At 74.0% G+C, this 22218-nt stretch carries 22 protein-coding genes, 2 tRNA genes and 1 pseudogene; 11 read left to right on the plus strand and 14 right to left on the minus strand.

Annotation, left to right across the window (positions count from 1 at the left end; genetic code table 11):
- Window positions 1-945, plus strand: a 945-nt coding sequence (locus tag I4I78_RS03300; RefSeq protein ID WP_218609674.1) for a CopD family protein, incomplete at its 5' end; no start/stop codon positions are given.
- 208 nt (window positions 946-1153) lie between these two features.
- Here the strand turns inward: I4I78_RS03300 and I4I78_RS03305 are convergent.
- From I4I78_RS03305 to I4I78_RS03325, 5 genes are all read right to left on the minus strand, one after another.
- Window positions 1154-1226 (minus strand) — tRNA-Ala (locus tag I4I78_RS03305).
- Between the two features lie 42 nt (window positions 1227-1268).
- Complete coding sequence (glpR, locus tag I4I78_RS03310) at window positions 1269-2459, minus strand: gephyrin-like molybdotransferase receptor GlpR (protein WP_218609675.1); 1191 nt, start codon at window positions 2457-2459, stop codon at window positions 1269-1271.
- Window positions 2460-2689: 230 nt separating this feature from the next.
- Complete coding sequence (locus I4I78_RS03315) at window positions 2690-3352, minus strand: GNAT family N-acetyltransferase (protein WP_218609676.1); 663 nt, start codon at window positions 3350-3352, stop codon at window positions 2690-2692.
- A gap of 37 nt (window positions 3353-3389) precedes the next feature.
- Window positions 3390-4610, minus strand: coding sequence for a gephyrin-like molybdotransferase Glp (gene glp / locus I4I78_RS03320; RefSeq protein ID WP_218609677.1), 1221 nt, complete (start codon window positions 4608-4610; stop codon window positions 3390-3392).
- Between the two features lie 2 nt (window positions 4611-4612).
- Window positions 4613-5512, minus strand: coding sequence for a UTP--glucose-1-phosphate uridylyltransferase (locus tag I4I78_RS03325; protein WP_218609678.1), 900 nt, complete (start codon window positions 5510-5512; stop codon window positions 4613-4615).
- A 36-nt stretch (window positions 5513-5548) separates the two neighbouring features.
- On the opposite strand from I4I78_RS03325, the gene I4I78_RS03330 reads away from it, so the two are divergent.
- Together I4I78_RS03330 and I4I78_RS33665 are read left to right on the plus strand one after the other, a co-directional pair.
- Window positions 5549-6193 (plus strand): 5-formyltetrahydrofolate cyclo-ligase, encoded by a 645-nt coding sequence (locus I4I78_RS03330; RefSeq protein ID WP_308251874.1) that lies wholly within the window; start codon window positions 5549-5551, stop codon window positions 6191-6193.
- Between the two features lie 63 nt (window positions 6194-6256).
- Window positions 6257-6349: pseudogene (locus tag I4I78_RS33665) on the plus strand (FmdB family zinc ribbon protein); the annotation flags it as partial.
- A gap of 62 nt (window positions 6350-6411) precedes the next feature.
- Here I4I78_RS33665 and I4I78_RS33670 read toward each other — a convergent pair.
- Window positions 6412-6669, minus strand: coding sequence for a hypothetical protein (locus I4I78_RS33670; protein WP_308251876.1), 258 nt, complete (start codon window positions 6667-6669; stop codon window positions 6412-6414).
- A gap of 128 nt (window positions 6670-6797) precedes the next feature.
- Here I4I78_RS33670 and I4I78_RS03340 point away from each other — a divergent pair, with 128 nt between their 5' ends.
- On the plus strand, window positions 6798-7523 hold the full coding sequence (locus tag I4I78_RS03340; RefSeq protein ID WP_218609680.1) for an SAF domain-containing protein: 726 nt from the start codon (window positions 6798-6800) through the stop codon (window positions 7521-7523).
- Window positions 7524-7597: 74 nt separating this feature from the next.
- Here the strand turns inward: I4I78_RS03340 and I4I78_RS03345 are convergent, their stop codons facing one another.
- The gene (locus I4I78_RS03345; protein ID WP_218609681.1) at window positions 7598-7765 is read right to left on the minus strand and encodes a hypothetical protein; all 168 of its coding nucleotides are present in this window, start codon (window positions 7763-7765) and stop codon (window positions 7598-7600) included.
- Window positions 7766-7868: 103 nt separating this feature from the next.
- On the opposite strand from I4I78_RS03345, the gene I4I78_RS03350 reads away from it, so the two are divergent.
- Window positions 7869-8381, plus strand: coding sequence for an antitoxin (locus tag I4I78_RS03350; protein WP_218609682.1), 513 nt, complete (start codon window positions 7869-7871; stop codon window positions 8379-8381).
- 83 nt (window positions 8382-8464) lie between these two features.
- Here I4I78_RS03350 and I4I78_RS03355 read toward each other — a convergent pair whose 3' ends face one another.
- The 5 genes from I4I78_RS03355 to I4I78_RS03375 form a co-directional block, all read right to left on the minus strand.
- A complete protein-coding gene (locus I4I78_RS03355) occupies window positions 8465-8956 on the minus strand; it encodes a molybdenum cofactor biosynthesis protein B (protein WP_374225833.1) in 492 nt (163 codons plus the stop codon).
- Between the two features lie 273 nt (window positions 8957-9229).
- Window positions 9230-10888, minus strand: coding sequence for a trypsin-like peptidase domain-containing protein (locus I4I78_RS03360; RefSeq protein WP_218609683.1), 1659 nt, complete (start codon window positions 10886-10888; stop codon window positions 9230-9232).
- Between the two features lie 57 nt (window positions 10889-10945).
- Window positions 10946-12382: a cell wall metabolism sensor histidine kinase WalK gene (locus I4I78_RS03365; protein WP_218609684.1), complete on the minus strand. Its 1437-nt coding sequence runs from the start codon at window positions 12380-12382 to the stop codon at window positions 10946-10948.
- Window positions 12379-13080: a response regulator transcription factor gene (locus I4I78_RS03370; protein WP_218609685.1), complete on the minus strand. Its 702-nt coding sequence runs from the start codon at window positions 13078-13080 to the stop codon at window positions 12379-12381. The genes I4I78_RS03365 and I4I78_RS03370 overlap by 4 nt, the downstream gene beginning before the upstream one ends.
- Before the next feature lie 61 nt (window positions 13081-13141).
- Window positions 13142-14008 (minus strand): NAD(P)-dependent oxidoreductase, encoded by an 867-nt coding sequence (locus tag I4I78_RS03375; RefSeq protein ID WP_218609686.1) that lies wholly within the window; start codon window positions 14006-14008, stop codon window positions 13142-13144.
- Window positions 14009-14063: 55 nt separating this feature from the next.
- Here I4I78_RS03375 and I4I78_RS03380 point away from each other — a divergent pair, with 55 nt between their 5' ends.
- Window positions 14064-14756, plus strand: coding sequence for a GDSL-type esterase/lipase family protein (locus tag I4I78_RS03380; protein WP_308251875.1), 693 nt, complete (start codon window positions 14064-14066; stop codon window positions 14754-14756).
- Between the two features lie 15 nt (window positions 14757-14771).
- Here the strand turns inward: I4I78_RS03380 and I4I78_RS03385 are convergent, their stop codons facing one another.
- Entirely contained in the window at window positions 14772-15992 is a 1221-nt protein-coding gene (locus I4I78_RS03385; RefSeq protein ID WP_218609688.1) for an MFS transporter, read from the minus strand.
- Between the two features lie 167 nt (window positions 15993-16159).
- Between I4I78_RS03385 and ppk2 the strand changes: the two genes are divergently transcribed.
- The gene (gene ppk2 / locus I4I78_RS03390) at window positions 16160-16963 is read left to right on the plus strand and encodes a polyphosphate kinase 2 (protein ID WP_218609689.1); all 804 of its coding nucleotides are present in this window, start codon (window positions 16160-16162) and stop codon (window positions 16961-16963) included.
- A gap of 9 nt (window positions 16964-16972) precedes the next feature.
- Here ppk2 and I4I78_RS03395 read toward each other — a convergent pair whose 3' ends face one another.
- Window positions 16973-17644: a GntR family transcriptional regulator gene (locus I4I78_RS03395; protein WP_218609690.1), complete on the minus strand. Its 672-nt coding sequence runs from the start codon at window positions 17642-17644 to the stop codon at window positions 16973-16975.
- 61 nt (window positions 17645-17705) lie between these two features.
- Here I4I78_RS03395 and I4I78_RS03400 point away from each other — a divergent pair, with 61 nt between their 5' ends.
- The 4 genes from I4I78_RS03400 (at window position 17706) to I4I78_RS33675 (ending at window position 22060) form a co-directional block, all read left to right on the plus strand.
- Entirely contained in the window at window positions 17706-18854 is a 1149-nt protein-coding gene (locus tag I4I78_RS03400; protein ID WP_218609691.1) for a CaiB/BaiF CoA-transferase family protein, read from the plus strand.
- Between the two features lie 72 nt (window positions 18855-18926).
- Entirely contained in the window at window positions 18927-20357 is a 1431-nt protein-coding gene (locus I4I78_RS03405; RefSeq protein WP_218609692.1) for a GntP family permease, read from the plus strand.
- A 111-nt stretch (window positions 20358-20468) separates the two neighbouring features.
- Window positions 20469-20544: transfer RNA gene (locus I4I78_RS03410), tRNA-Arg, on the plus strand.
- 49 nt (window positions 20545-20593) lie between these two features.
- Complete coding sequence (locus I4I78_RS33675) at window positions 20594-22060, plus strand: tyrosine-type recombinase/integrase (protein ID WP_218609693.1); 1467 nt, start codon at window positions 20594-20596, stop codon at window positions 22058-22060.
- Window positions 22061-22218 lie beyond the last annotated feature (158 nt).

The following is a 22218-nucleotide window of genomic DNA, read 5'->3' on the forward strand; positions in this document are numbered from 1 at the left end:
CCGGCCGACCGCCCCGGAGACCGCCCGGCCGACCCGGTGGTCGCCGCCGGATGGGTCGCGGTCGCGCTGGGCGCCGGGGTCGTCGCCGCCGGGCTGACCGGTGGCCTGTCCTCGGGCGCGGCGGCCGGGATCGGTGCGGCGCTCACCCGGATCGGGATGGATGTGTGCGGTGTCGTGTGTGTGGGCGCCGCGCTGCTGGGGCGGCTCGTCCCCGGGCGGGCCGGTCGCGTCCCGGACCGGGTGCTGCTGGTCGCCTCCGGCGTGTGGCTGGGGCTGGGCGGGCTCGACCTCGTCTCGCGGGCGGCGCTCGTCGCCGGACGCCCGATCGGTGAGATCGGCACGGCCGATCTCACCCGGTTCCTGACCGGCCCCGCCGCCGGGGCCGGTCTGCTGGTCGCCGCCGCCGCCGCGACGCTGGTTCTGGTGGGCGCCTCGGCCCGGGCCGGCGCACCGGAACGTCCGGTCCCGCCACCGACGGCGCTCCTGGTCGTGGCGCTGGCCGGGCTCGCCGGACCGGCCGCGACCGGGCACGCCGCGGCGGCCGGGTCCGGGGCCGCCCTCGCGGTGACGGCGGTGTCCCTGCACGTCGTCGCGGCCGCACTGTGGGTGGGCGGGCTCGGCGCGGTCCTGCTGGAGGGTGGTCTGCCGGAGGGCGTCCTGACCCGCTGGTCCCGGCTGGCCGGATGGTGCCTGGGGATCGTCGCCGTGTCCGGGGTGGTGTCGGCGACGACCCGCATCGGGACCTGGACGGAGCTGCTGACGACCGGGTACGGCGGACTCGTCCTGGCCAAGGTCGCGTGTCTGGGGCTGGCCGGTCTGCTGGGCGGCGCGGCGCGGGCCCGGCTGCGTGCGGGCCGGACGCCGGTGCTGCGCTGGGCCGGAGTGGAGATCCTGGTGATGTCGGTCGCGGTCGGTCTCGCGGCGACCCTGGGCCAGACCGCCTGACGGCATCGGCCCACTGCCGGGCGGTTCCCCGGGGCACTCCCGCGGAAGAGGCGGGGACCCTCTTCCCGAAATTTTGCTCACCAACTCTCAGAGTTGGTGAGCTAATTTCCGCACAGCGACCCGCCCGGGAGCGGGGCTGCCCGGCCGAGCCCCGGAACGACGTCACCCCGGTCCGCGGGAGGCGAACCGGGGTGACGGGAAGCAGGAGTGGAGCTGAGGGGAATCGAACCCCTGACCTTCTCGATGCGAACGAGACGCGCTACCAATTGCGCCACAGCCCCAAGGGCCCGCCTCGCAGGCGGACTCGAGAACCATATCAGGGGCTACTCACCGACCGCGCGCCGGTGCTCGATCATCGGCCCCGCGGTGTCGTCGGTGTCGGTGTCGAGCGCGGAACCGGGAGTCGGCGCGATGTCGAGCGTGGGGACGGCGTCGAGCTGCTCCTCGTCGTCGACGTCGACCAGCGAGGTTCCGGCCGGGATCGGCGGCGGCGGGGCGGCGCTCAGGCGCGGAAGGCTGGACTCCGGCTCGTCACCGCCGGCCCCGTCGGTGGTGCGGCGGCGGGCGGGCAGCACGCCCAGGGGCTCGCCGGTGCCGCGGATCCGCGACGGCTCGCCGTCGTCGGCGGTCCAGTCGTCGTCGTGGTCCTGGTCGTCGTCGAGCGCGGTCTCCTCGACCGCGTCCACGTTCCCGGCCGCCTCGTGGACGTCGTCCTGGTCGACGAGACCGGCCTCACGCCCGCGCCGCGCCCAGTCGTCGAGCTCGGGGTCGTCGGCTGCGGCGCTGCGCCGCGTGCCGGCCAGTCGCGCGGCCCGGCGGTCCCGGATCGCCTCCTCGATCCGGACCTGGCGTCGCAGGTAGGTCAGGTAGCCGGCCAGGCCCGCGCCGAGTACTCCGGTCGCCCACCAGAACAGGCCGGTGACCAGCAGCGCGGCCGCCACGGAGGCGAGCAGCAGCACCAGCAGACCGAGCACGACGCGCTGGCGGAACGCGTACTTGGCGTGCGCGGCGACGGCCGCGGCCTCCGGGTCGTAGCCACCGCGACCGGGGCGGTACCGGGCCGGCGGACGCTCCCACTGCCGGTCGTCCTCGTCGTGGACGTCGTGTCCGTCCCCGAGATCGTGGACGTCGCGTTCGACCCCGAGATCGAGCTCGGCCTCGGAGTCCGGGACCAGTTCGTCGTCGAGCTCCTGTTCGAGGTCGTCGCGCAGGTCCTCGTCACGCAGGTCCTCGTCCCGCAGGTCCGGACGGTCGTCGGCGGAGTCCCGGTCCCGGGGCGCCGGGACGTCGTCCCGGCGCTCGACCAGCTCACCCACCGTCGTCGCACCTCGGTCGTCGAGCCGTTCCATCACGCCCACCTCCGGGAATCGATGCCGCATGGGCCGCTCCAGCACCCGCCCGGAGAGCAGCGCGGGGCTGAGCCGGGCCACCTCCTGCTGACGCCGTGCGACCGTCGGAACCAGGATCAGCAGCCACAGCACGACCAACCCGACGAATATCAACGAGCTGGGCACGGCTGCCTCCTCCCCGACCGGCGCAGTCCACCCGTGACCCCGGCCCCGACTCCGCGGTCACGTGCCGATCACCGTAACCAGCGAGCGACCAGGGTCCGGGAAGCGACGCGCCGTCATCACCCGGACAGATCGTGATTCACCCGAGGTTGATGTTGCGTCTGTGACCAGTGTGGGTCAACGACTCGATCACACACCGTACTCACCGACTACAGTGTGCAACAAGAACGCGTTCAGGCCCAGCCCGCGCGGCGCTCCCGGACCAGCCGGCCGGCCAGGCCACCGGCCGGGATCTCCTCGGCGGTCATCGCGTAGCTGTGGTGGTCGCGCCAGTCACCGTCGACGTCGAGATAGCGGCGCAGCACACCCTCGTGCCGGAACCCGAGCTTGCCCAGAACCCGCAGGCTGGCCACGTTCTCCGGGCGGACGGTCGCCTCGATCCGGTGCAGCCGCGCCGCGGTGAAGCAGTGGTCGACGACCAGCGCGACGGCCGCCGTCGTCACCCCGCGACCGGCCATGCGGCTGTCGCACCAGTAGCCGACGTAGGCCGAGAGCAGCGGTTCGCGGACGACGTTGCCGATCATCACGTGCCCGGCCAGCCGCCCGTCGACGGTGATCGCGAACGGCAGCGTCGTGCCGCGGCGGGCTGCCGTGCGCAGCAGGTACCAGCGACCGGGCCACTCGACGCTCGCGTTGCGCCGGGCCCAGCCGCCGTAGGGGGTCGGCTCCCACGGGGTCAGGTAGGCCTCGTCGCGCAGCCGGATCGTCGACCACGCCCCCGCGTCGGTCAGCCGGACCGGGCGCAGCGCCACCTCGCCCGCGGCGACCCGCAGCGGCCCGAGCCGGGCCGGCCAGCCGGGGTGCCCGCCGAGCGGCTCGGGAACGGGTGGGGGCATGCGCGGTCCGCTCGGTCTCGACGTTCGCTACGCGCGCTCAGCCACGACCGCGCGGGAGGAGCTCGACCTGCTCGCCGACCGTCAGCTCGGTCACCGCCTCCGGCACCACCGCGAGCGCGTTGACCTCGGCCAGCACCGCCAGCAGGTGCGTGCCGGACGCACCGAGCGGCTGGGCCAGGTACCCGCCGCCGGCCTCCTCGCGCAGCAGCCGGGACGGGATGTAGGAGCGCCGACCGGCCGGCGAGGTCAGCGGCGACGTCAGCCGCGCACCGATCGGCCGCCGCTGCGGTTCCAGCCCCAGCGCCAGCCGGATCAGCGGCCGGGTGAACACCTCGAACAGGATCAGCGCGGTCGAGGGGTGCGACGGGAACAGGAACACCGGCACCGCGTCCTGGCCGAGCCGCCCGTAGGCCTGTGCGGAGCCCGGGTGCATCGAGACCCGGGTGTCATCGATCCCGCCGAGGTCGGCGAGCCCGGCCTTGGCCTCCGCCCCGGCCGCCCCGCCCGCCGCCCCGCACACCACGACGATCTCGCTGGCCGGCAGCAGGTCCTCCACGGCGGCGCGGATCTCGCCCGCGTTGCCGCCGACGGTCCGCGAGCGGTTGGTCTCCGCGCCCGCCTCGCGCGCGGCCGCGGTCAGCGCGTGCGAGCAGACGTCGGCCACCTGACCGGCCGAGGCCGAGCGCGACACCTCCACCAGCTCGTCGCCGACCGAGACCACCGACACCCGCGGGCGCGGGTGCACCAACAGCTTGTCCCGCCCGGCCGCGGCCAGCATGGCCACCTGTACGGCTCCGACGGTCGCGCCGTCCCGGACTGCGACGTCGCCGGGCTGCACGTCCTCCCCGACCCGCCGGACGAACCCGGCCGAGGGCACCCCGCGGTGCACCTGCAGGCGGGCCGACCCGCCGTCGGTCCAGCCCAGCGGCGCGACGGCGTCGGCCAGCGTCGGCAGCGGCGCACCGGCCGCGACCCGGACGGCCTGCCCGGGCTGCAGCCGCAGCGGCTGCCGGGACCCGGCGGCGATCTCCCCGACGACCGGCACGGTCGCCGGCTCGGACTCGCCGGCCCCGGCGACGTCGACGCTGCGCACGGCGTAGCCGTCGATCGCGGCCTGGTCGAACACCGGCAGCGGGCGCGCCGCGATGACCTCCTCGGCGCTGCGCAGACCCTGGGCGTCGGAGATCGCGACCCGGACCGGCGCCGGGCGCACCGCGGAGTCCAGGATCCGGGAGAGCTGCTCGTCGACCGTGCGCACGTCTAGCCCTTCAGCCGGTCGTCGAGCCAGGTCCGCAGGTCGTCGCCGTACTCCGGGTCCTGCAGGGCGAAGTCGACGAACGCCCGCGCGAACCCGCCCGGGTTGCCCAGGTCGTGGCGCCCGCCGCGGTGCACGACCACGTGCACCGGGTGCCCCTCGGAGATCAGCAGGGCCACCGCGTCGGTGAGCTGCAGCTCACCGCCCGAACCGGGCGTGATCCGGTCCAGCGCGTCGAAGATGGCCCGGTCGAGCACGTAGCGGCCGGCCGCGGCGAGCGTGGACGGCGCGTCGTCGGGCGCGGGCTTCTCCACCATCCCGTGCACCTGCTTGACGTCGTCGTCGTCGGTGTCGCTGACGTCGAACACGCCGTAGGCCGAGATCTGCTCGCGCGGGATGTCGAACGCGCACAGCACACTGCCGCCGTGCCGGGACCGGACCTCCGACATCCGCTCCAGGACCCCGGTCGGGAGCACCAGGTCGTCGGGCAGCAGCACGGCGATCGCCTGCTCGTCGTCGTCCAGCGCGGGCCCGGCCTGGGCGACGGCGTGCCCGAGGCCCTTGGGCTCGTACTGGTAGACGGAGTCGACCGAGAGCAGGCCGGGGGCGCGGCGGACCTTCTCCAGCAGCGCGTCCTTGCCCCGGTCCTCCAGGGTCTTCTCCAGCGCGGGGTCGGGCCGGAAGTACTCGGCGACCGACTCCTTGCCCGGCGAGGTGACGATCAGCAGCCGCTGCGCGCCGGCCTGTGCGGCCTCCGCGGCGACGATCTCGATGCCCGGCGTGTCGACGACCGGGAGCAGTTCCTTCGGTACCGCTTTGGTGGTCGGCAGGAACCGGGTGCCCAGGCCGGCGGCGGGCACGACGGCGGTACGGAACGCGGCCGGGGGCCAGGACTGCGCGGTCATGGTCGGCGAGCCTATCTGCGCGGCTAGCGTGGAGGTGTGACGGCTCGCAAGGACTCACCCGCACGATCTGGCACGGATTCACTCCGGGAGGACAAGCGTGCGCTGCGGCGACGCCTGCTCGACGCCCGCAAGGCCCGCGGCGACGACGCCCGCGCGGCGGCCACCGAGGCCCTGACCCGGCACGCCCTGGCCCTCGCCGAGGGGGTCGAGGGCCCGATCTGCTGCTACCTGCCGGTCGGCCCGGAGCCGGGCGCTGCCGGTTCGGGTACCTCGACGGTCCCCGACGCGCTCCTCGCCGCCGGGCACGAGGTGCTCGCCCCGATCGTCCCGGCCGAGCCCGGCCCGCTGGACTGGACCCGCTACGAGGGCCCGGACGCGCTGGCCGCCGGGAAGCTCGGGGTGCGCGAGCCGGGCGGGCGGCGGCTGGGCACCGCGGCGATCGCCCGGGCCGGGCTGGTGCTGGTCCCGGCGCTGGCCGTGGACGTGCACGGGCACCGGATCGGGCGCGGCGGCGGCTACTACGATCGGACCCTGCCCGCGGTCCCGGCCCCGACCCCGCTGGCCGTACTGCTGCACGACGACGAGCTGATCGACCTGGTCCCGGCCGGGGAGCTGGACGTCACGGTGGCGCAGGTCATAGTCCCGACGCGCGGTGCGGTTGCGGTGCGGAACAACGGCTGACCCGACAGGGTTATGCTGGCACTCGCACCAGCGGAGTGCCAGCGTTGAGTCACGGAGGAAGTTGTGCCGACCTACCAGTACGCATGCACGGCGTGTGACCACCGATTCGAGGCGGTACAGGCGTTCTCCGACGATGCGCTCACCACGTGCCCGAACTGCGAGGGCAAGCTCCGCAAGGTCTTCTCCTCGGTCGGCATCGTGTTCAAGGGCAGCGGCTTCTACCGCACCGACAGCCGCGCCGGCGCGGTGAACGGCGGCGGGTCGTCGGACTCCAAGACCACCGAGTCGAAGTCCGACTCGTCCGGTAGCTCCTCGGGCTCGGACTCCGGGTCCTCGAGCTCGTCGTCGGACTCGAAGTCCTCCGCCGGCTCGAGCACGTCGTCCGGTTCGGGCTCGGGATCGTCCGGCTCGGGATCGTCCGGGTCGAGCTCCTCGTCGAGCTCCCCGGCCGCCGCGTCGTCCTGACCGCTCCACACCCCCGGCGCGGGTCGCCGGGGCCCGGGTTGTCCACAACCTGACGCGGCCGTCCACAGGTCCGTGACCGGGCCGTGCACGGTGCACCTCCCGTCCTACCGTCGGAGCACATCGACGGTGGAGGCGACGCATGGGCGACGACGATCGGCGCGGCGGCGGGCGCCGGGAGCGTGCGGCGCTGGCCGCCCGCCCCTGGCGCCGGTTCCTCGCCGTCCTGCGCGGGCCGGGCTGGGCCCGCGTCGCGCTGGCGCGACGGGTCGGTGCCGGGGCGCTCGCCACGGTCGCCGTGGTGCTGGCGGTGGCCCCGGACGGGTCGGCGGACCAGGCCCCGGTCCTGGTCACCGTGCGCGACCTGGCACCCGGCTCGGCGATCCGGGCCGAGGACCTGGCGGTCCGCACGTGGCCGTCGGCGCTCGTCCCGGCCGGGGCGCTGCGCGCGCCGCCGGACGCGCAGGGTCGGGTCGCGGCCGGCGCGGTCCGGGCCGGCGAGCCCCTGACCGACCTGCGGCTGGTCGGTGTCGAGCTGACCGTCCGGGCGGGCGGCCCGGACGCGGCGGCGGTCCCGCTGCGTCCCGCCGACCCGGCCGTGGCCGCGCTCCTCGCACCCGGCACCGTCGTCGACGTGGTGACGCTGGGTCCGGGCGACGCCGCACCCGGGGCGGACGCCGGCGACGGCGGGTCCGGAGCGCGGGTCATCGCCGGGCGGGCCACCGTGCTCACCGTGCTGCCCGCCCAGACCCAGGGCGTGGGCCGGTCCGGTGCGGGGCCGCTGGTGCTGGTCGCGCTCCCCCGCGACGCCGCCACCGACGTCGCCGCGGCCTCGCTGGCCGGTGAGATCGCCGTGACACTGCGCTGACGGGGCCGACGGGACCGACGGGGCTGACGGGGCTGACGGGACCGACCGGGCCCGACGGGGCCGACCGGCGCGGGTCAGCCGCCGTGGTGCGGGGGGCGGTTCTCGCGGAGCCAGCGGTCGGCGTCGGGATCCTCGCGCTCGGCCGCGGAGCCGGTGTCGCCGTGCTCGTCGCGCGTGGTCTGCACCTCGTCGCCGAAGACCTCGGCGATCCGGCGGCGCACCTCGTCCGGCAGTTCGCTCATGGCCCCATCGTGCCGTTTCCGCACAACCGGTGCGCACAGTGGAACGATGGGGTCACACACCCGCAGCGAACGATGCGGACGAGCACCGAGGGAGGGACCCGCGATGGGATTCCTGGACAAGGCCCGCGAGGCCGCGGAGAACGCGATCGAGAAGGCCGCTCCGCACATCGAGAAGGCGAAGGAGAAGGCCGGGCCCGCGCTGGAGCAGGCGAAGGAGAAGGCGGCCCCCTACGTGGGCAAGGCCGCCGAGCAGGTCGACAAGGCGACCGGCGGCAAGTACACCGAGCAGATCGGCAACGCCAAGGGCAAGGTCGAGGACGCGCTCGGCGGCACCTCGTCGACCCCGCCGCCCGCGGGTGGCGTCGGCACGCCGGACACCGTGTCGAACAAGGGGCCGGTCTCCGCCGTCCCGCCGACGCCGCCCGGCGGTGACGCGCTGTCCCCGCAGGACCGCAGGCCGGCGGACTCCACCACGCCGAACCCGGTCTCGGCCGTGCCGCCGCCCCCGCCCGGCGGCGACAAGCCCTCCGCGCAGGACCCGAAGCCGGACGGGCCGGCCAGCCGGCCGGGCCAGACCCCGGCCGTCCCGCCGCCGCCGGCGGACGGCGACCGGTAGTCCCGGCGCCTGCGTCCCGACCCGCGGACGGGCCCGGCGGTGGATCACCACCGCCGGGCCCGTCGTCGTCCGGGGGTCGTCTCTCAGGCGTCGAGCCCGGACAGCTCCGCGATCACGTGCGGGACCAGCGGGGTCAGCGTGGCCATGCCGTCACGCACGGCGGCCCGCGACGGCGCCAGGTTCACCACCAGCGTGCTGCCGGACACGCCGACCAGCCCGCGGGACAGGCCCGCGTCCACCGCACCCGCGGCCAGCCCGGACGCCCGCAGCGCCTCGGAGATGCCGGGGATCGGGCGGTCCAGCACGCCGGACGTCGCGTCCGGGGTGACGTCGCGCGGGGACACGCCGGTGCCACCGACCGTCACGACGAGGTCGACACCGCCGATCACCGCGGTGTTCAGCGCGCTGCGGATCGCGACCACCTCCCCCGGGGCGGACACGACGCCGTCGACGAGGAAGTTCGCCTCCTCGAGCAGCTCGGTGACCAGCGGCCCGGTCTGGTCGGAGCGCTCGCCCCCGCTGACCCGGTCGTCGACGATGACCACCAGGGCCCGGCCGATCTGTGGTCCCGCCATCTCCATGGTCACCAGCCTAACGCCGGAGGTGGGCGGGGCCGTCGTCGCCCGGCCGGCCCGGCACGGGCCGGGGCACACGGAGGGGTCGTGTCGGCGCAGAGAGGGGGATCCTGCGCCGACACGACCCGTCGACAACCCGGCCGGAGGGGCACCACCGCGCCGGGCCGGTCTACACCATCACGCCGGTGTTTCATGCGTCAACGAAACGCGATCGCAACCACCCGGAGAGTCCGGGTGAACGCCGACCCAAGTCGGTCCGGCGCGGGCGGGCCCTCAGTTCTCGCCGAGGACCACCTGCACCGTGCGGTCGGCGAGCTGCATCTCGACCGTGGAACCGGGCGCCTGCGACCGCACCGCGGCCTGCAGATCGGTCCCCGTGGTGATCCGCTGATCACCCAGACGGACGACGAGGTCGTTGGGCTTGAGCCCGGCCGTCGCGGCGGCACCGCCCGGCGCGACGGTGCGCAGACGCGCACCGGTCTGCTGCGGGTCGTCGGTGACCTCGACGCCGAGGACGGCGTGGGTGGCCTTCCCGGTCGTGCGCAGCTGGTCGGCGACCCGCTTGGCCTGGTTGATCGGGATCGAGAAGCCGACACCGATCGACCCGCCGCCGCCACCGGTGGTGGCGATCGCCGAGTTGATCCCGACGACCCGGCCCTGCATGTCCACCAGCGGGCCGCCGGAGTTGCCGGGGTTGATCGCCGCGTCGGTCTGCAGCGCGCTCAGGACCGTGGCCGAGCTCGGCCCGCTCTCGCCGCCGACGCTGACCGCGCGGTTCAGTGCGGAGACGATGCCGGTGGTGACCGAACCGCCGAGCCCGAGCGGGGAGCCGATCGCGGTGACCTGCTGGCCGACCCGCACGCCCTCGGAGTTGCCCAGCTCGATCGGCCTCAGGCCGGGCAGGTCGTCCGCCTTGACCACGGCGAGGTCGGACTGCGGGTCCCGGCCGATGATCCGCATCGAAGCCGTGCGGCCGTCCTGGAATATCGCGCGCAGGGTGCCGCCGGTGGCCGCAGGCTCGACGACGTGGTTGTTGGTCAGCACCAGGCCGTCCCCGCTCACGACCATCCCGGAACCCTCGCCCTGCTCGCCGCGGGACAGCGCGCCGCCCTCGACGCGCAGCTGCACGACGCTGGGCAGCACCTTCTGGGCGACCTGCTCGATCGGCGTCAGCGGCAGGTCGGAGTCGGCCTCGGGCAGCGGGCCGCCGAGCACGCCGCCGTCGCCGGACCCGGTCGAGGTCGCGACCTCCGTCCCGATCGCGCCACCGACCCCGCCCGCGACCAGCGCGAGCGCGATCCCGGCCGCGACCAGCCGTCCGCCGCGTCCGCGACGCGACGGCGGGGGCGGGCCGCCAGCCCAGCCGGGCTGGGTCGCGCCGGGCGGGTACGTGCCGTACGGCGGCTGCCCGCCCGCGGCGTACGGGGCCTGGGCGTACGGGGCCTGTGGGTACTGGCCCGTCGGGTACTGCGCCGCGCCGTGCTGGCCTGCCCCGTACTGGCCCGGGGCGTACTGGCCTGTCCCGTACTGACCCGGGGCGGCGGGACCGTAGGGGTTCTGCGGGTACTGCGCGTACTGGCCCGGCCCGTACGTGGCCTGGGCCTGGGGGTACTGGCCCTGGGAGTCGGCGGCCTGCGGTGTCGGGCCGCCGGCACCGTCGCCGGGGGCCTCCGTCGGGGCACCCGTCTGCGCGGGCTCGCCGACCTGCCCGGGGCGGGCCCACGGGTTCGAGCCCGCACCGGACGCCCCGTCACTCGGCGCCCCGTCACTCGGCGCCGCGTCGCCCGAAGGCCCGTCGCCCGAAGGCCCGGCGCTCATGCCCTCCCCGTCGGACGGCGTCGCGTCCGGGGTGGGCGTCGCGTCCTCGGCCTCCGGCGACGGGCCGGTCGTCCGGCCGGTATCGCCGTCGCCGTGCGGCGTGTCCTGGGGCATGCATCCACCGTCCGTCGTCACCTGCGCGGGCCACCTGCACGACCCGCGGGGTCCAGGCTATGGGCTCGGATCCGGTTCCGGGGGGCGACCCGGGAGACGCAGCGCGAGCAGGGCCCCGCCCTCCGGCGCCTGCCCGGCCCACACCGCTCCGCCGTGCCGGGCCGCGGCCTGGGCCACGATCGACAGGCCGAGGCCGGACCCGGGCATCGTCCGCGACGTGTCGGCCCGGTAGAAGCGGTCGAACACGTGCGGCAGGTCCTCGGCCGCGATGCCCGCCCCGGAGTCCGCGACCTCGATCACCATCGACGCGTCCGGCATCGGGATCATCGACACCCGGACCCGGCCCCCGGGCGGGCTCCACTTCACCGCGTTGTCGAGGAGGTTCAGCACCGCGCGCTCCAGCGCCGTCGAGTCGCCGTCGACCGCCCAGCGGTGCAGCGTGACGTCGAACGTGGTCTCACCGGCCCGGCGCCGGACCCTGGCCAGCGCCCGCTCCACGATCTCGCCCAGCTCCAGTGCCTCGGTGGTGATCATCGGCGCGTCGTCGCGGGCCAGCTCCACCAGGTCGCCGACCAGGTGCGAGAGCTCCTCGACCTGCGCCCGCACGTCGTGCAGCAGCTCCTCGCGGTCCTCGGCCGGCAGCGACGGCGCGTCCGGCCGGTCGGCCGCGGCGAGCAGCTCCAGGTTCGTGCGCAACGACGTCAGCGGCGTCCGCAGCTCGTGCCCGGCGTCGGCGACGAGCCGCCGCTGCTGTTCCCGGGACGCGGCCAGCGCGCCGAGCATCGCGTTGAAGCTCTGGGTCAGCCGCGCCAGCTCGTCCGAGCCGCTGATCGGGATCGGGCGCAGGTCCCCGGTGGTGGCGACCCGCTCGGTCGCGGCGGTCAGCCGCTGCACCGGCCGCAGACCGGTGCGGGCCACGGCGACCCCGGCCAGCGCGGCCAGGATCACCCCACCGAGCCCGACCAGCGGCAACGCCGTCCCCAGCCGGGACATCACCTTGGTCACACTGTCCAGCTTCTGGGCGATCACCAACGCCCGCCCGGGTCCGGCCTGCACCGCGACGACCCGGTAGGGCACCCGGTCCAGCGACCCCGTCCGGATCGACTCGGTCGCGATGCCCTGGGCCACCGCGAGCTCGTCGTCGCCGACCGGCGGCCGCGACGAGTCGTCCGCCGACGAGGCCAACCCGGAGGAGTAGACCAGCGCGATGTGCAGGTCGGCGGCGCCGAGTACGGCCGGCGGGATCGTCGCCAGCAGCTGCGGGCTGGCCAGGTCGCTCTGCGCGGCGGCGGTGGCCCGCTGGTAGAGCGTCTCGTCGAGCGTGCTCGACAGGTTCTGCCGGACGACCAGGAACGCCGCCGCGGAGACCAGCAGCACCATCGCCGCGGCGACCAGCGCGGCCAGCACCCCGATCCGGGCGCGCAGTGTGAACCGCTCGCGGTCCGGGACCACCTGTCGTGCGGGTGCGCCCGGCGGCGGTTCGGTCCGGGTCACGGCGGCGACTCGCGCAGCACGTACCCGACACCGCGCACGGTGTGGATCAGCCGCGGCTCCCCCTCCGCCTCGGTCTTGCGCCGGAGGTAACCGACGTAGACCTCGAGTGCGTTGCCGCTGGTCGGGAAGTCGTAGCCCCAGACCTGCTCCAGGATCTGACCGCGGGTCAGCACCCGTCGCGGGTAGGCCAGCAGCAGCTCGAGCAACGAGAACTCGGTGCGGGTCAGGCTGATCGCGCGCTCCCCGCGGCGGACGTCGCGGGTGTCCGGGTCCAGCGACAGGTCCGCGAACTCGAGCGCCTTGGTCCGCCCGGCCGCCGCGTCGGCGATCTCCTCCGGCGTGCGCCGGCGCAGCAGGGCGCGCAGCCGGGCCAGCAGCTCCTCCAGCGCGAACGGCTTGGGCAGGTAGTCGTCGGCGCCGGCGTCGAGGCCGGCGACCCGGTCGGAGACGGCGTCGCGTGCGGTGAGCACCAGGATCGGCAGCGCGTCACCGGCGCTGCGCAGCCGCCGGCACACCTCGAGACCGTCCAGGCGCGGCATCATCACGTCCAGTACGAGCGCGTCCGGGCGCGAGTCGACCATCTGGTCCAGCGCCGCCTGCCCGTCCTCGGCCAGCTCGACCTGGTAGCCGTTGAAGGCGAGTGACCGGCGCAGTGAGTCCCGCACGGCCTTGTCGTCGTCGACGACCAGAATGCGCATGCCCGCCAGTCTCTACCCCGACCCTGAGAGGCCCCTGAGGCCCCGCTGTGATCCGTTCCCGTCAGGACGCCTCGTACGCCGCGGCCATGTCGTCGTCGCCGTGCCCGCGCTCCGACGCCCGGTGCAGACGAGTGCGGACCGCCTCGGCGACGTCGAGCCGCAGGCCCGCGCCCTCGCCCGCGTCCACGATCAGCCCGGCGTCCTTGGCCGCGTTGTCCACGGTGAAGTTCGGCGTGTAGTCCGCGCCCAGGATCGCCTTCGCCTTGGCCTGCAGGTACGGCAGGTCCAGCGGGCCACCGGCGACGGCGTCGAGGAACGCCTGCGGGTCGACGCCCAGGCCCTGGGCCAGCGAGATCGTCTCGCCGGTCGCGGCCGTCACGGCCAGCACCCAGCTGTTCGCGACGAGCTTGAGCCGGCTGGCGGCGGCGCCGTCGGCGGTCTCGGCGACCCAGACGGTCTTCTGCCCCACCGCGTCGAGCACCGGGTCGACGGTGGCGCGCGCGTCCGGCGAGCCGGCCACGAACATCGTCAGCGTCCCGCTCTCGGCCGGCGCCCGGGTGCCGAGCACCGGCGCGTCGAGGAAGGTCAGGCCGTGCTCCTGCGCGATCGGCAGCAGCCCGGTCAGCGGCTCGACGCCGACGGTCGTGGTCTGCAGCCAGACCTGGCCCTTCGAAAGCCCGTCGGCGGCCTGCTCCATCACCGCGCGCACGTCGTCGGCGTTGCCGAGCATGGTCACCACGACGTCGGCGCCGCGGACGGCATCGGCCGGACTCGTGGCGGCGGTCGCGCCGGCGTCGACGAGCGGTTGCGCCTTCTCCGGGCTGCGGTTCCACACCCGCAACGGCAGGCCCGCGGCCAGGATGTTGTGTCCCATCCCGGCGCCCATGATCCCGGTTCCCAGCAGTGCCACGGTCGGTGAAGCGCTCATGGCCGCCACGGTAGGACCGGGCGCGCGGGTCCGCGCGTCCTGCTTGACTGATCGCGTGGGTGACGCGGGAACCGGCGAGTTCGAGTACTCGAACCTGAGCGGACGCCCCCCGGGCCGGTTCATCGGCGCGGCCGGGCTGGTGTTCCGGGGGATCCGGCGGGTGCAGCGGCAGGTGGAGCCCTACGCCCGGGAGTGGGGCCAGCACAACCGGGCCGCCCTGTCCGCGTCCGGCCCGCTGTGGGTGGCGCTCGGCGACTCGATGGCGCAGGGCATCGGGGCGAGCGTGCCGTGGCGGGGCTGGGTCGGGCAGCTCGCTCTGAGCATCCCGCAGTACCGGTTGGTGAACCTGTCGATCAGCGGCGGGCTGGTGGCCGATGTCCTGGACCGTCAGCTGCCCGCGATGGAGGCCCTCGGCGTCGTCCCGGACCTGGTGACGTGCCTGATCGGCTCGAACGACCTGATGAACCCGCGGCACCGCCCGGGCACCGGCGACCGCATGTACGAGCTGCTCGCCCGCCTGCCGGTCGGCACCGTCGTCGGCAACCAGCCCGGCACCTTCGACGCGGCGCTGGAGGTCAACGCCCTGATCGACGACGCGGTCGCCCGCCGCGGCCTGGTGCTCGCCGAGCTGCGCGACCCGCGGACCCGGCACTGGCGCGGCAAGCTCTCCGCCGACCGCTTCCACCCCAACGACCGCGGCTACGCCGGCATCGCCGCGGTCTTCGCCGAGGCGCTCGACCGCCGCTGACGGACCCGTGCGCGGTCAGGCCGCGACGGCGGCGGGCTCGCGCTCCTCGCGCCGCAGGGCCTGCGTCCGCTCGCGACGGTCGGAGCGTCCGGCCACCACCGCCAGGCCCAGACCGGCGAGCGCCAGCGCCGCCGCGACCAGGTTCGGCGACGCGTAGCCCAGCCCAGCACTGATCACCATGCCGCCGAGCGCGGCACCGACCGCGTTGGCGACGTTGAATGCGGCCTGGTTGGCCCCCGAGGCCAGGTTCGGTGCGTCCCCGGCGCCGCTGATGATCCGCAGCTGCACGGCCGGGACCAGCATGAACGTGGCGACGGCGAACGCGAACATGACCACGATCGTGGTCACCGGGTTCTGCAGGGCGGGGATGAACAGCAGCGAGATCACGATGTCCGCGACCAGCGCGCCGTAGATCGTCGGCATCGTCGCCCGGTCGGCCAGGCGTGCGCCGAGCAGGTTCCCGACCGTCATGCCGACACCGAACAGCGCCAGAAGGAGCGTCACCTGGGTCGGGGTAAAGCCCGCGACCTCGGTGAGCATCGGCGTGATGTAGCTGTAGGTGGAGAACAGCACCGCCCCGCCGACGGTGGCGATCAGCAGCGCCATCCACACCGGACGGCGTCCCAACGCCCGCATCTCGCGGCCGAGCCGGACCGGCGCCGACCGGACGTCGGGCACCGAGACCGCGACGCTGAGGGCCGCGAGCGCGCCGATCAGCCCGACGACGCCGAACACCCAGCGCCATCCGAGCTGCTGCCCGAGCAGGGTCGACACCGGCACCCCTGCGACGTTGGCCAGCGTCAGCCCGGCGAACATCTTCGCCATCGCCCGGGCCCGGCGCTCCGGGGAGACGAGGTTGCCGGCGACGACCGCGCCGATGCCGAAGAACGCGCCGTGCGGGAGGCCGGACAGGAACCGGGCCACCAGGACCCAGTCGTAGGTGGGCGCGACCGCGGACACGACGTTGAACAGCGCGTAGGCCGCCATCAACCCGATCAGGACGGCCTTGCGCGGGAACCGGTTCGAGGCCGCGATCAGCAGCGGCGCACCGACCACGACGCCGATCGCGTAGGCCGAGATCAGCCGTCCGGCGTCCGGGATGTCCACCGACAACCCGCCGGCGACGTCGGGCAGCAGACCCATGATGACGAACTCACCGGTGCCGATCGCGAACGCGCCGGCCGCCAGGGCGGCGAGCGCGAGCGGTGTACGAGTACGGATGGGCGCAGCGCGCATCGTTCCCCTTAAGTATTCGAAAGGTGTAACGACGTCCTTGGCGCGAACAACCACGCTACGGCGCCCGCTGCCGGTGGATCCAGCCCGCGCGCTGTCCGATCCCTCACGCTGTGACCCCGCACCGATCGGGAATGTGCCGCGGCCACCGAAGCTGGGATCCTGGCCGGATGGCGACCGACCGGGTACCCCGCAAGATCTACGAACGCGAGCTGCTGCGCCTGCAGGGCGAGCTCGTACGGATGCAGGAGTGGGTCAAGGCGAGCGGCGCACGGGTCGTCGTCGTGTTCGAGGGACGCGACGCCGCAGGCAAGGGCGGCGTGATCAAGCGGATCACCGAGCACCTCAACCCGCGCGTCTGCCGCGTCGTCGCGCTGCCGGCACCGACCGAGCGGGAACGCACGCAGTGGTACTTCCAGCGCTACGTCGACCACCTGCCCGCGGCCGGCGAGATCGTCCTGATGGACCGCAGCTGGTACAACCGCGCCGGCGTGGAGCGGGTGATGGGGTTCTGCACCGAGCCGGAGTACCGGCGCTTCCTGCGCCAGTGCCCGGTGTTCGAGGACCTGCTCGTCGAGGACGGCATCCACCTGGTCAAGTACTGGTTCTCGGTCAGCGACACCGAGCAGGAGAAGCGCTTCCGCGAGCGGGCCGGGAACCCGCTCAAGCAGTGGAAGCTCTCGCCGATGGACCTCGAGTCGATCAGCCGCTGGGACGCCTACTCCAAGGCCAAGGACGACATGCTGGTGCACACCGACACCGACCGGGCGCCCTGGACGATCGTCGAGTCCGACGACAAGCGCCGCGCCCGGATCAACGCGATCGCGCACCTGCTCTCCACGATCCCGTGGCAGCCGGTGCAGCGCCCGGAGCTGGTCTTCCCCGAGCGCCCGGAGGACCGGGGCACCTACACCCGCCCGCCCCGCGAGATCGACCACGCGGTGCCCGACCACGCGGCGACACTGCTGGGGTAGACCGGCCCCTCAGGCCGAGTCCGGCCCTCCGGGCGCGCCGGCGAGATGGCGCAGCGCGTGTTCCGAGGCGCTCGAGATGTGTGCGGTCATCAGCCGGGCCGCGAGCGCACCGTCCCGGGCGGCCAGCGCGTCGACGATCCCCCGGTGCTCCCCGTCGGACCGCTCGTGGCGCCCGGTGAGGCTGATCGCCTGGAACGGCACCCCGTTCCAGAGCTTGCCGATGAACTCCTGCAGGTACTCCGACCCGGACGCGGCGTAGATGCGCCGGTGCAGCTCGGCGTTGAGGGCGGGCACCTCGGCACCGCGCCCGGCCTCGATCGCCCGCTCGATCTCCTCGCGCGCGGCGGTGATCCCGGCCAGCACGTCCGGCGTCATGCGCTCCGCGGCGCGCTCGGTGGCGACCGGCTCCAGCAGCAGACGCAGGCCGTAGATCTCCTCCGCGCGCTCGACACTGCGTTCGGTGACCACCGTGCCCTGGTTGGGCACGTGGCGGACCAGCCCGTGCTCGGCCAGCCGGCGGAGCGCCTCCCGGACGGGCGTCAGGCTCATACCGAGCTGACCGGCCAGGCCGTTGAGCGTCACCCGCTCGCCCGGCGCCAGCGCGCCGGACCAGATGGCCTCGCGCAGCGCGACGAAGGCCGCCTCGCCCTTGGTGGGCGTCGCGACGGGCTTCAGCGGCACGCCCGACAGAGTAGCGGATCGTCGTCATTGACATTTTGTAAATGATATTTAGGCTCGCCGCATGCTGCCCCTGTCCGACGTCACCGTCGTCGCTCTCGAGCAGGCCGTCGCCGCACCGTTCGCCACCCGCCAGCTCGCCGACCTCGGCGCCCGCGTGATCAAGATCGAGCGGCCGGCAGGCGGCGACTTCGCCCGCGCCTACGACACCACGGTCCGCGGCCTGTCCAGCCACTTCGTCTGGCTCAACCGCAACAAGGAGTCGGTGGTACTGGACCTGAAGGACCCCGCGGGACGCGACACGCTGTCGCGGCTCGTGGCCGGCGCCGACGTGTTCGTGCAGAACCTCGCCCCCGGCGCCGCCGACCGGCTCGGCTTCTCCGCCGCGGCCCTGCGCGCCGAGAACCCGCGCCTGGTCGTCTGCGACATCTCCGGATACGGCAGCGACGGCCCCTACCGCGACAAGAAGGCCTACGACCTGCTCGTCCAGTGCGAGACCGCGGTGCCGGCCCTGACCGGGACCCCGGATCAGCCGGTGAAGACCGGCATCCCGATCGCCGACATCTCCGCCGGGATGTACGCCTACAGCGGCATCCTCTCGGCGCTCTACGAGCGCGAACACACCGGGCAGGGCCAGGCGCTCGAGGTGTCGCTGTTCGACTCGCTGACCGAGTGGGTCGGCTACCCGCTCTACTTCACGACCTACGGCGGTCACCAGCCGCCGCGGACCGGGCTCGCGCACGCCGCGATCGCCCCCTACGGCCCGTTCCGCTGCGGGGACGACCAGACGATCTTCCTGGCGGTGCAGAACGACCGCGAGTGGGTGCGGCTCTGCGAGCAGATCCTCCGGCGCCCGGAGCTGGCCGTCGACGCCCGGTTCGCCACCAACGACGCGCGCACGGCCCACCGCGACGAGCTGCACGAGATCGTCGAAGGGGTCTTCGCGGGCTCGGACTCGGACACCGTCCTGGGCCTGCTCGACGCCGCGGCCATCGCCAACGCGCGCCTGCGCGACGTCGCCGGGTTGGCCGAGCACCCCCAGCTCGCCGAGCGCGGGCGGTGGAGCGAGGTCGACTCCCCCGCGGGTCCGCTGCGCTCGCTCGTCCCGCCGGTCACCGTCGCCGGACGGCGGGCCCGGATGGACGCGGTGCCCGCACTCGGCGAGCACACCGAGGCCGTGCTCGCCGAGCTCGAGCACCCGCCGGGCCGCTGACGCCCCACGCGGTCCCCAGTCCCCCAGTCCCCCGATCCGCTCCGAGATCACCGTCGACCGAGGAGAACCGCCATGTCCGGCAGCTGGATCGTGCTGCACACCGCCGTCGCCATCGTCGGGGCGGTGCTGCTCATCGTGCGGGCCCGCTTCGACCCGGTGATCGCCCTGATCGTGGCCACGATCTACCTCGGCCTGGTCGGCGGGCTGGGCTTCGCGAACACCATGGACGCGATCGCCGAGGGCTTCGGCACGATCATGGCCGACGTCGGCCTGCTGATCGGTTTCGGCGTCCTGATGGGCTCGCTGCTGCTGTCGATGGGAGCACTGCAGAGACTCGTCGCGCTGCTGCTCGGCGCACTCGGCCCGCGCAAGCTGCCCTACGCCTTCGCCGCGGCCCTGAGTGCGGTCTTCCCGGCCATCTACGTCGACGTGCAGCTCGTGCTCGCCGCTCCGCTGGCCCGTTCGGCCGCGCGGCGGATGCCCGGCCACGGCACCGCGATGATGGGTGGGGCCCTGACGGCCGGGATCCTGGTCGGGTACGTCTTCGTCGTCCCCGGGCTGGCCACGGTCACGATCGCCGGACTGCTGGACGTGCCGCTGGGCACGATGCTGCTCTACGGCTTCGTGCTGGGGCCGGTCACCGCCGTGCTCACGACCTTCGTCTACGGGCAGCTGCTCCGCCGCGGCCTGTGGAACGAGGACCGGGACGAGGTCGACGCCACCGCCACCGCCGACGCGTCCGCGCCGGAACCGTCCGCGCAGGCCGCGGTCGAGCCGACCCCCGCGACCGAGCCGGACGCCGCGACCGAACCAGGGGCCGCCGTCGGACCGGACGCGGCCGGACGGCGCATCCCGCTGGCCGTGTCACTGCTGCCGGTCCTGGTCCCGCTGCTACTGATCGCCGCCGGAGCCGTCGTCGACGCCCTCGGGGTGGAGTCCGCCGTCGTGACGTTCGTCGGCGACCCGGCCTTCGCCCTGTTCGTCGGCCTCCTCGGCGCCTACCTGCTCGCCCGCCGCACCCTCGGCCGGGCGCAGGTCGGGGAGGCCCTGAACCGGGGCTTCTCCTCCACCGGGCAGATCCTGCTGATCACCGGCATCGGCGGTTCCCTGGGCGAGGTCATCGGCAAGACCGGGCTCGAGGACGTCCTCGCGGGCCTGTTCTCCGCCGAGGCCGGCACCCCGGTCCTGGTGGCGGTCCTGCTGACCTGGACGATCGCCGCGCTGCTGCACATCGCCATCGGCTCGATCTCGGTCGCGGCCATCACCGCCGCCGGCATCCTGGCCCCGATCCTGCCGGGCCTCGGCGTCCCGGCCGCGGTGATCGGCCTGGCCATCGGGTCGGGCGCGCTGTTCGCGTTGAACGTGAACAGCAACTTCTTCTGGATGTTCCAGACCCTGCTGGGGGTCACCACCCGGGGCGCACTCAAGGCCCTGACCCTGGTCACGTCACTGGCGTCGGTGATCTCGCTGGTGATCGTGTCGGGACTCGCCCTGGTGCTCTGAGCACCGTCGACGTCGGCGTCGTGACCGTTCTGGATGACCACCGTGCGCCATCTCCCGGGACAGGGACCGGGCGGCGAGCGTGGAGAGGACGTCCCGGTACTCTGGCCGCACGCCCTCGTAGCTCAGGGGATAGAGCACCGCTCTCCTAAAGCGGGTGCCGCAGGTTCGAATCCTGCCGGGGGCACCATCACCTGACCAGCGGAAACGCTGTTTGCAGGTGTGAACAGATTCGGCGCGTGGAACGGATCGTGGAACGAAACCGCTCTACGCTCTCCGGCATGCCCCCGCGAAAGCGCAGGTCACGCGGCCACATCGAGGAGCTACCGAGCGGATCGTTCCGTGCCGTCGTGTTCGCCGGCCTGGACCCGCTGACCGGCCGCGAGCGACGGATCCGCGAGACCGCGCGGACGCACGCCGAGGCGACGAAGCTGCTCACCAAGCTCCAGCGCCAGGTCGACGAGAACAAGCAGCCCAAGTCGTCGATCACCGTCGGCCAGGCCGTCGCGCAGTGGCTAGAGGTCGCGGACCTCCAGACCACGACCCGCGAGCGATACGACGACCTGATCCGGCTCTACGTGCTGCCGACCTTCGGCACGCTCCAGGCCGGCAAGCTCGATGCCGAGCTGTTGGAGCGCTTCTACGCGCGCCTGCAGAAGTGCCGCGAGCTGTGCACCGGCAGGTCTCGGAATCACGTGTGCCGCCCGCTCAGCGCGAGCACGACCCGCAAGGTGCACTACATCCTGCGGGCCGCACTGGACCGCGCCGTCCGGTGGCGGCATCTCGGCGTCAACCCGGCCACGCTGGCCGAGCCGCCGGCGCCGAGCAAGGCGGAGCCGGACCCTCCGAGCGCTGCCGAGGCCGCCGCGATCCTCAACGAGTCATGGCGGGACCCGGAGTGGGGGCTGCTGCTCTGGCTGACGATGCTCGTCGGACCGCGCCGCGGCGAGATCTCCGCGCTGCGATGGCGACACGTCGACCTCGACCGCGCGACCATCTGGGTCGAGCGCAACAACACCCAGACCCGCGGCGGCGTCACCGAGAAGGACACCAAGACCGGCCACAAGCGGCGAGTGGCTCTGGATCCCCACACCGTGGATCTCCTCCGCTCGCAGAGCGACCTCTGGCGCCAGCGCAGCGACGACCTGAGCCTCGAGTTCACGGCCGAGGGATTCGTCTTCTCACCGTCCCCCGACGGCGTCACTCCCTACGCTCCGCGCGCGATCAGCCAGCGCTACCGCCGGCTCGCTCTGCGGCTGAACCTCCGGAGCACTCGCCTTCACTCGCTCCGGCACTACTCGGCGACCGAGCTTGTTGCCGCCGGCGTCGACATCCGTACGGTCGCAGGCCGGCTCGGGCATGGGAGTGGCGGCGCCACGACTCTGCGGGTCTATGCCGCTTGGGTCGAAGAAGCGGACCGCCGTGCCGCCACGACCATGGCGGCCGTCCTGCCTCGACCGGTGCCGTCACGACGCCAACCAGGGCCGTACGAAGACATCGCCGCAGCGCTGCGGGAGGAAATCCGCTCCGGTCGGCTCTCACCGGGCGACCAACTCCCGACGATGGCTGAGCTGGCCGTGGCCAATTCGTGCGCGGTCGGGACAGCTCATCGTGCGGTGGCGCTGATCCGCGAGGAGGGCCTCATCGATGTCGCCCGAGGACGGCGGGCCGTCGTCCTTCCGACACCGCCGGGAGCCAAACTGTAGGTGAGGAATCGTGTGACCTTCGGGCACAGGATCGCGTTCGATACCAGCGTGGAGAGTGTGTACAGATTCTCCATTCCTTGATCAAGGCGGCGCCTCCGGGGCCCGCCCGCTTGCGCCTCCCGGGGCATGCGACCTCCGGCCGGTCCCTGTCCGGCGCA

This window comes from Pseudonocardia sp. KRD291 (assembly GCF_019263595.1).
Taxonomy (GTDB): Bacteria; Actinomycetota; Actinomycetes; order Mycobacteriales; family Pseudonocardiaceae; genus Pseudonocardia.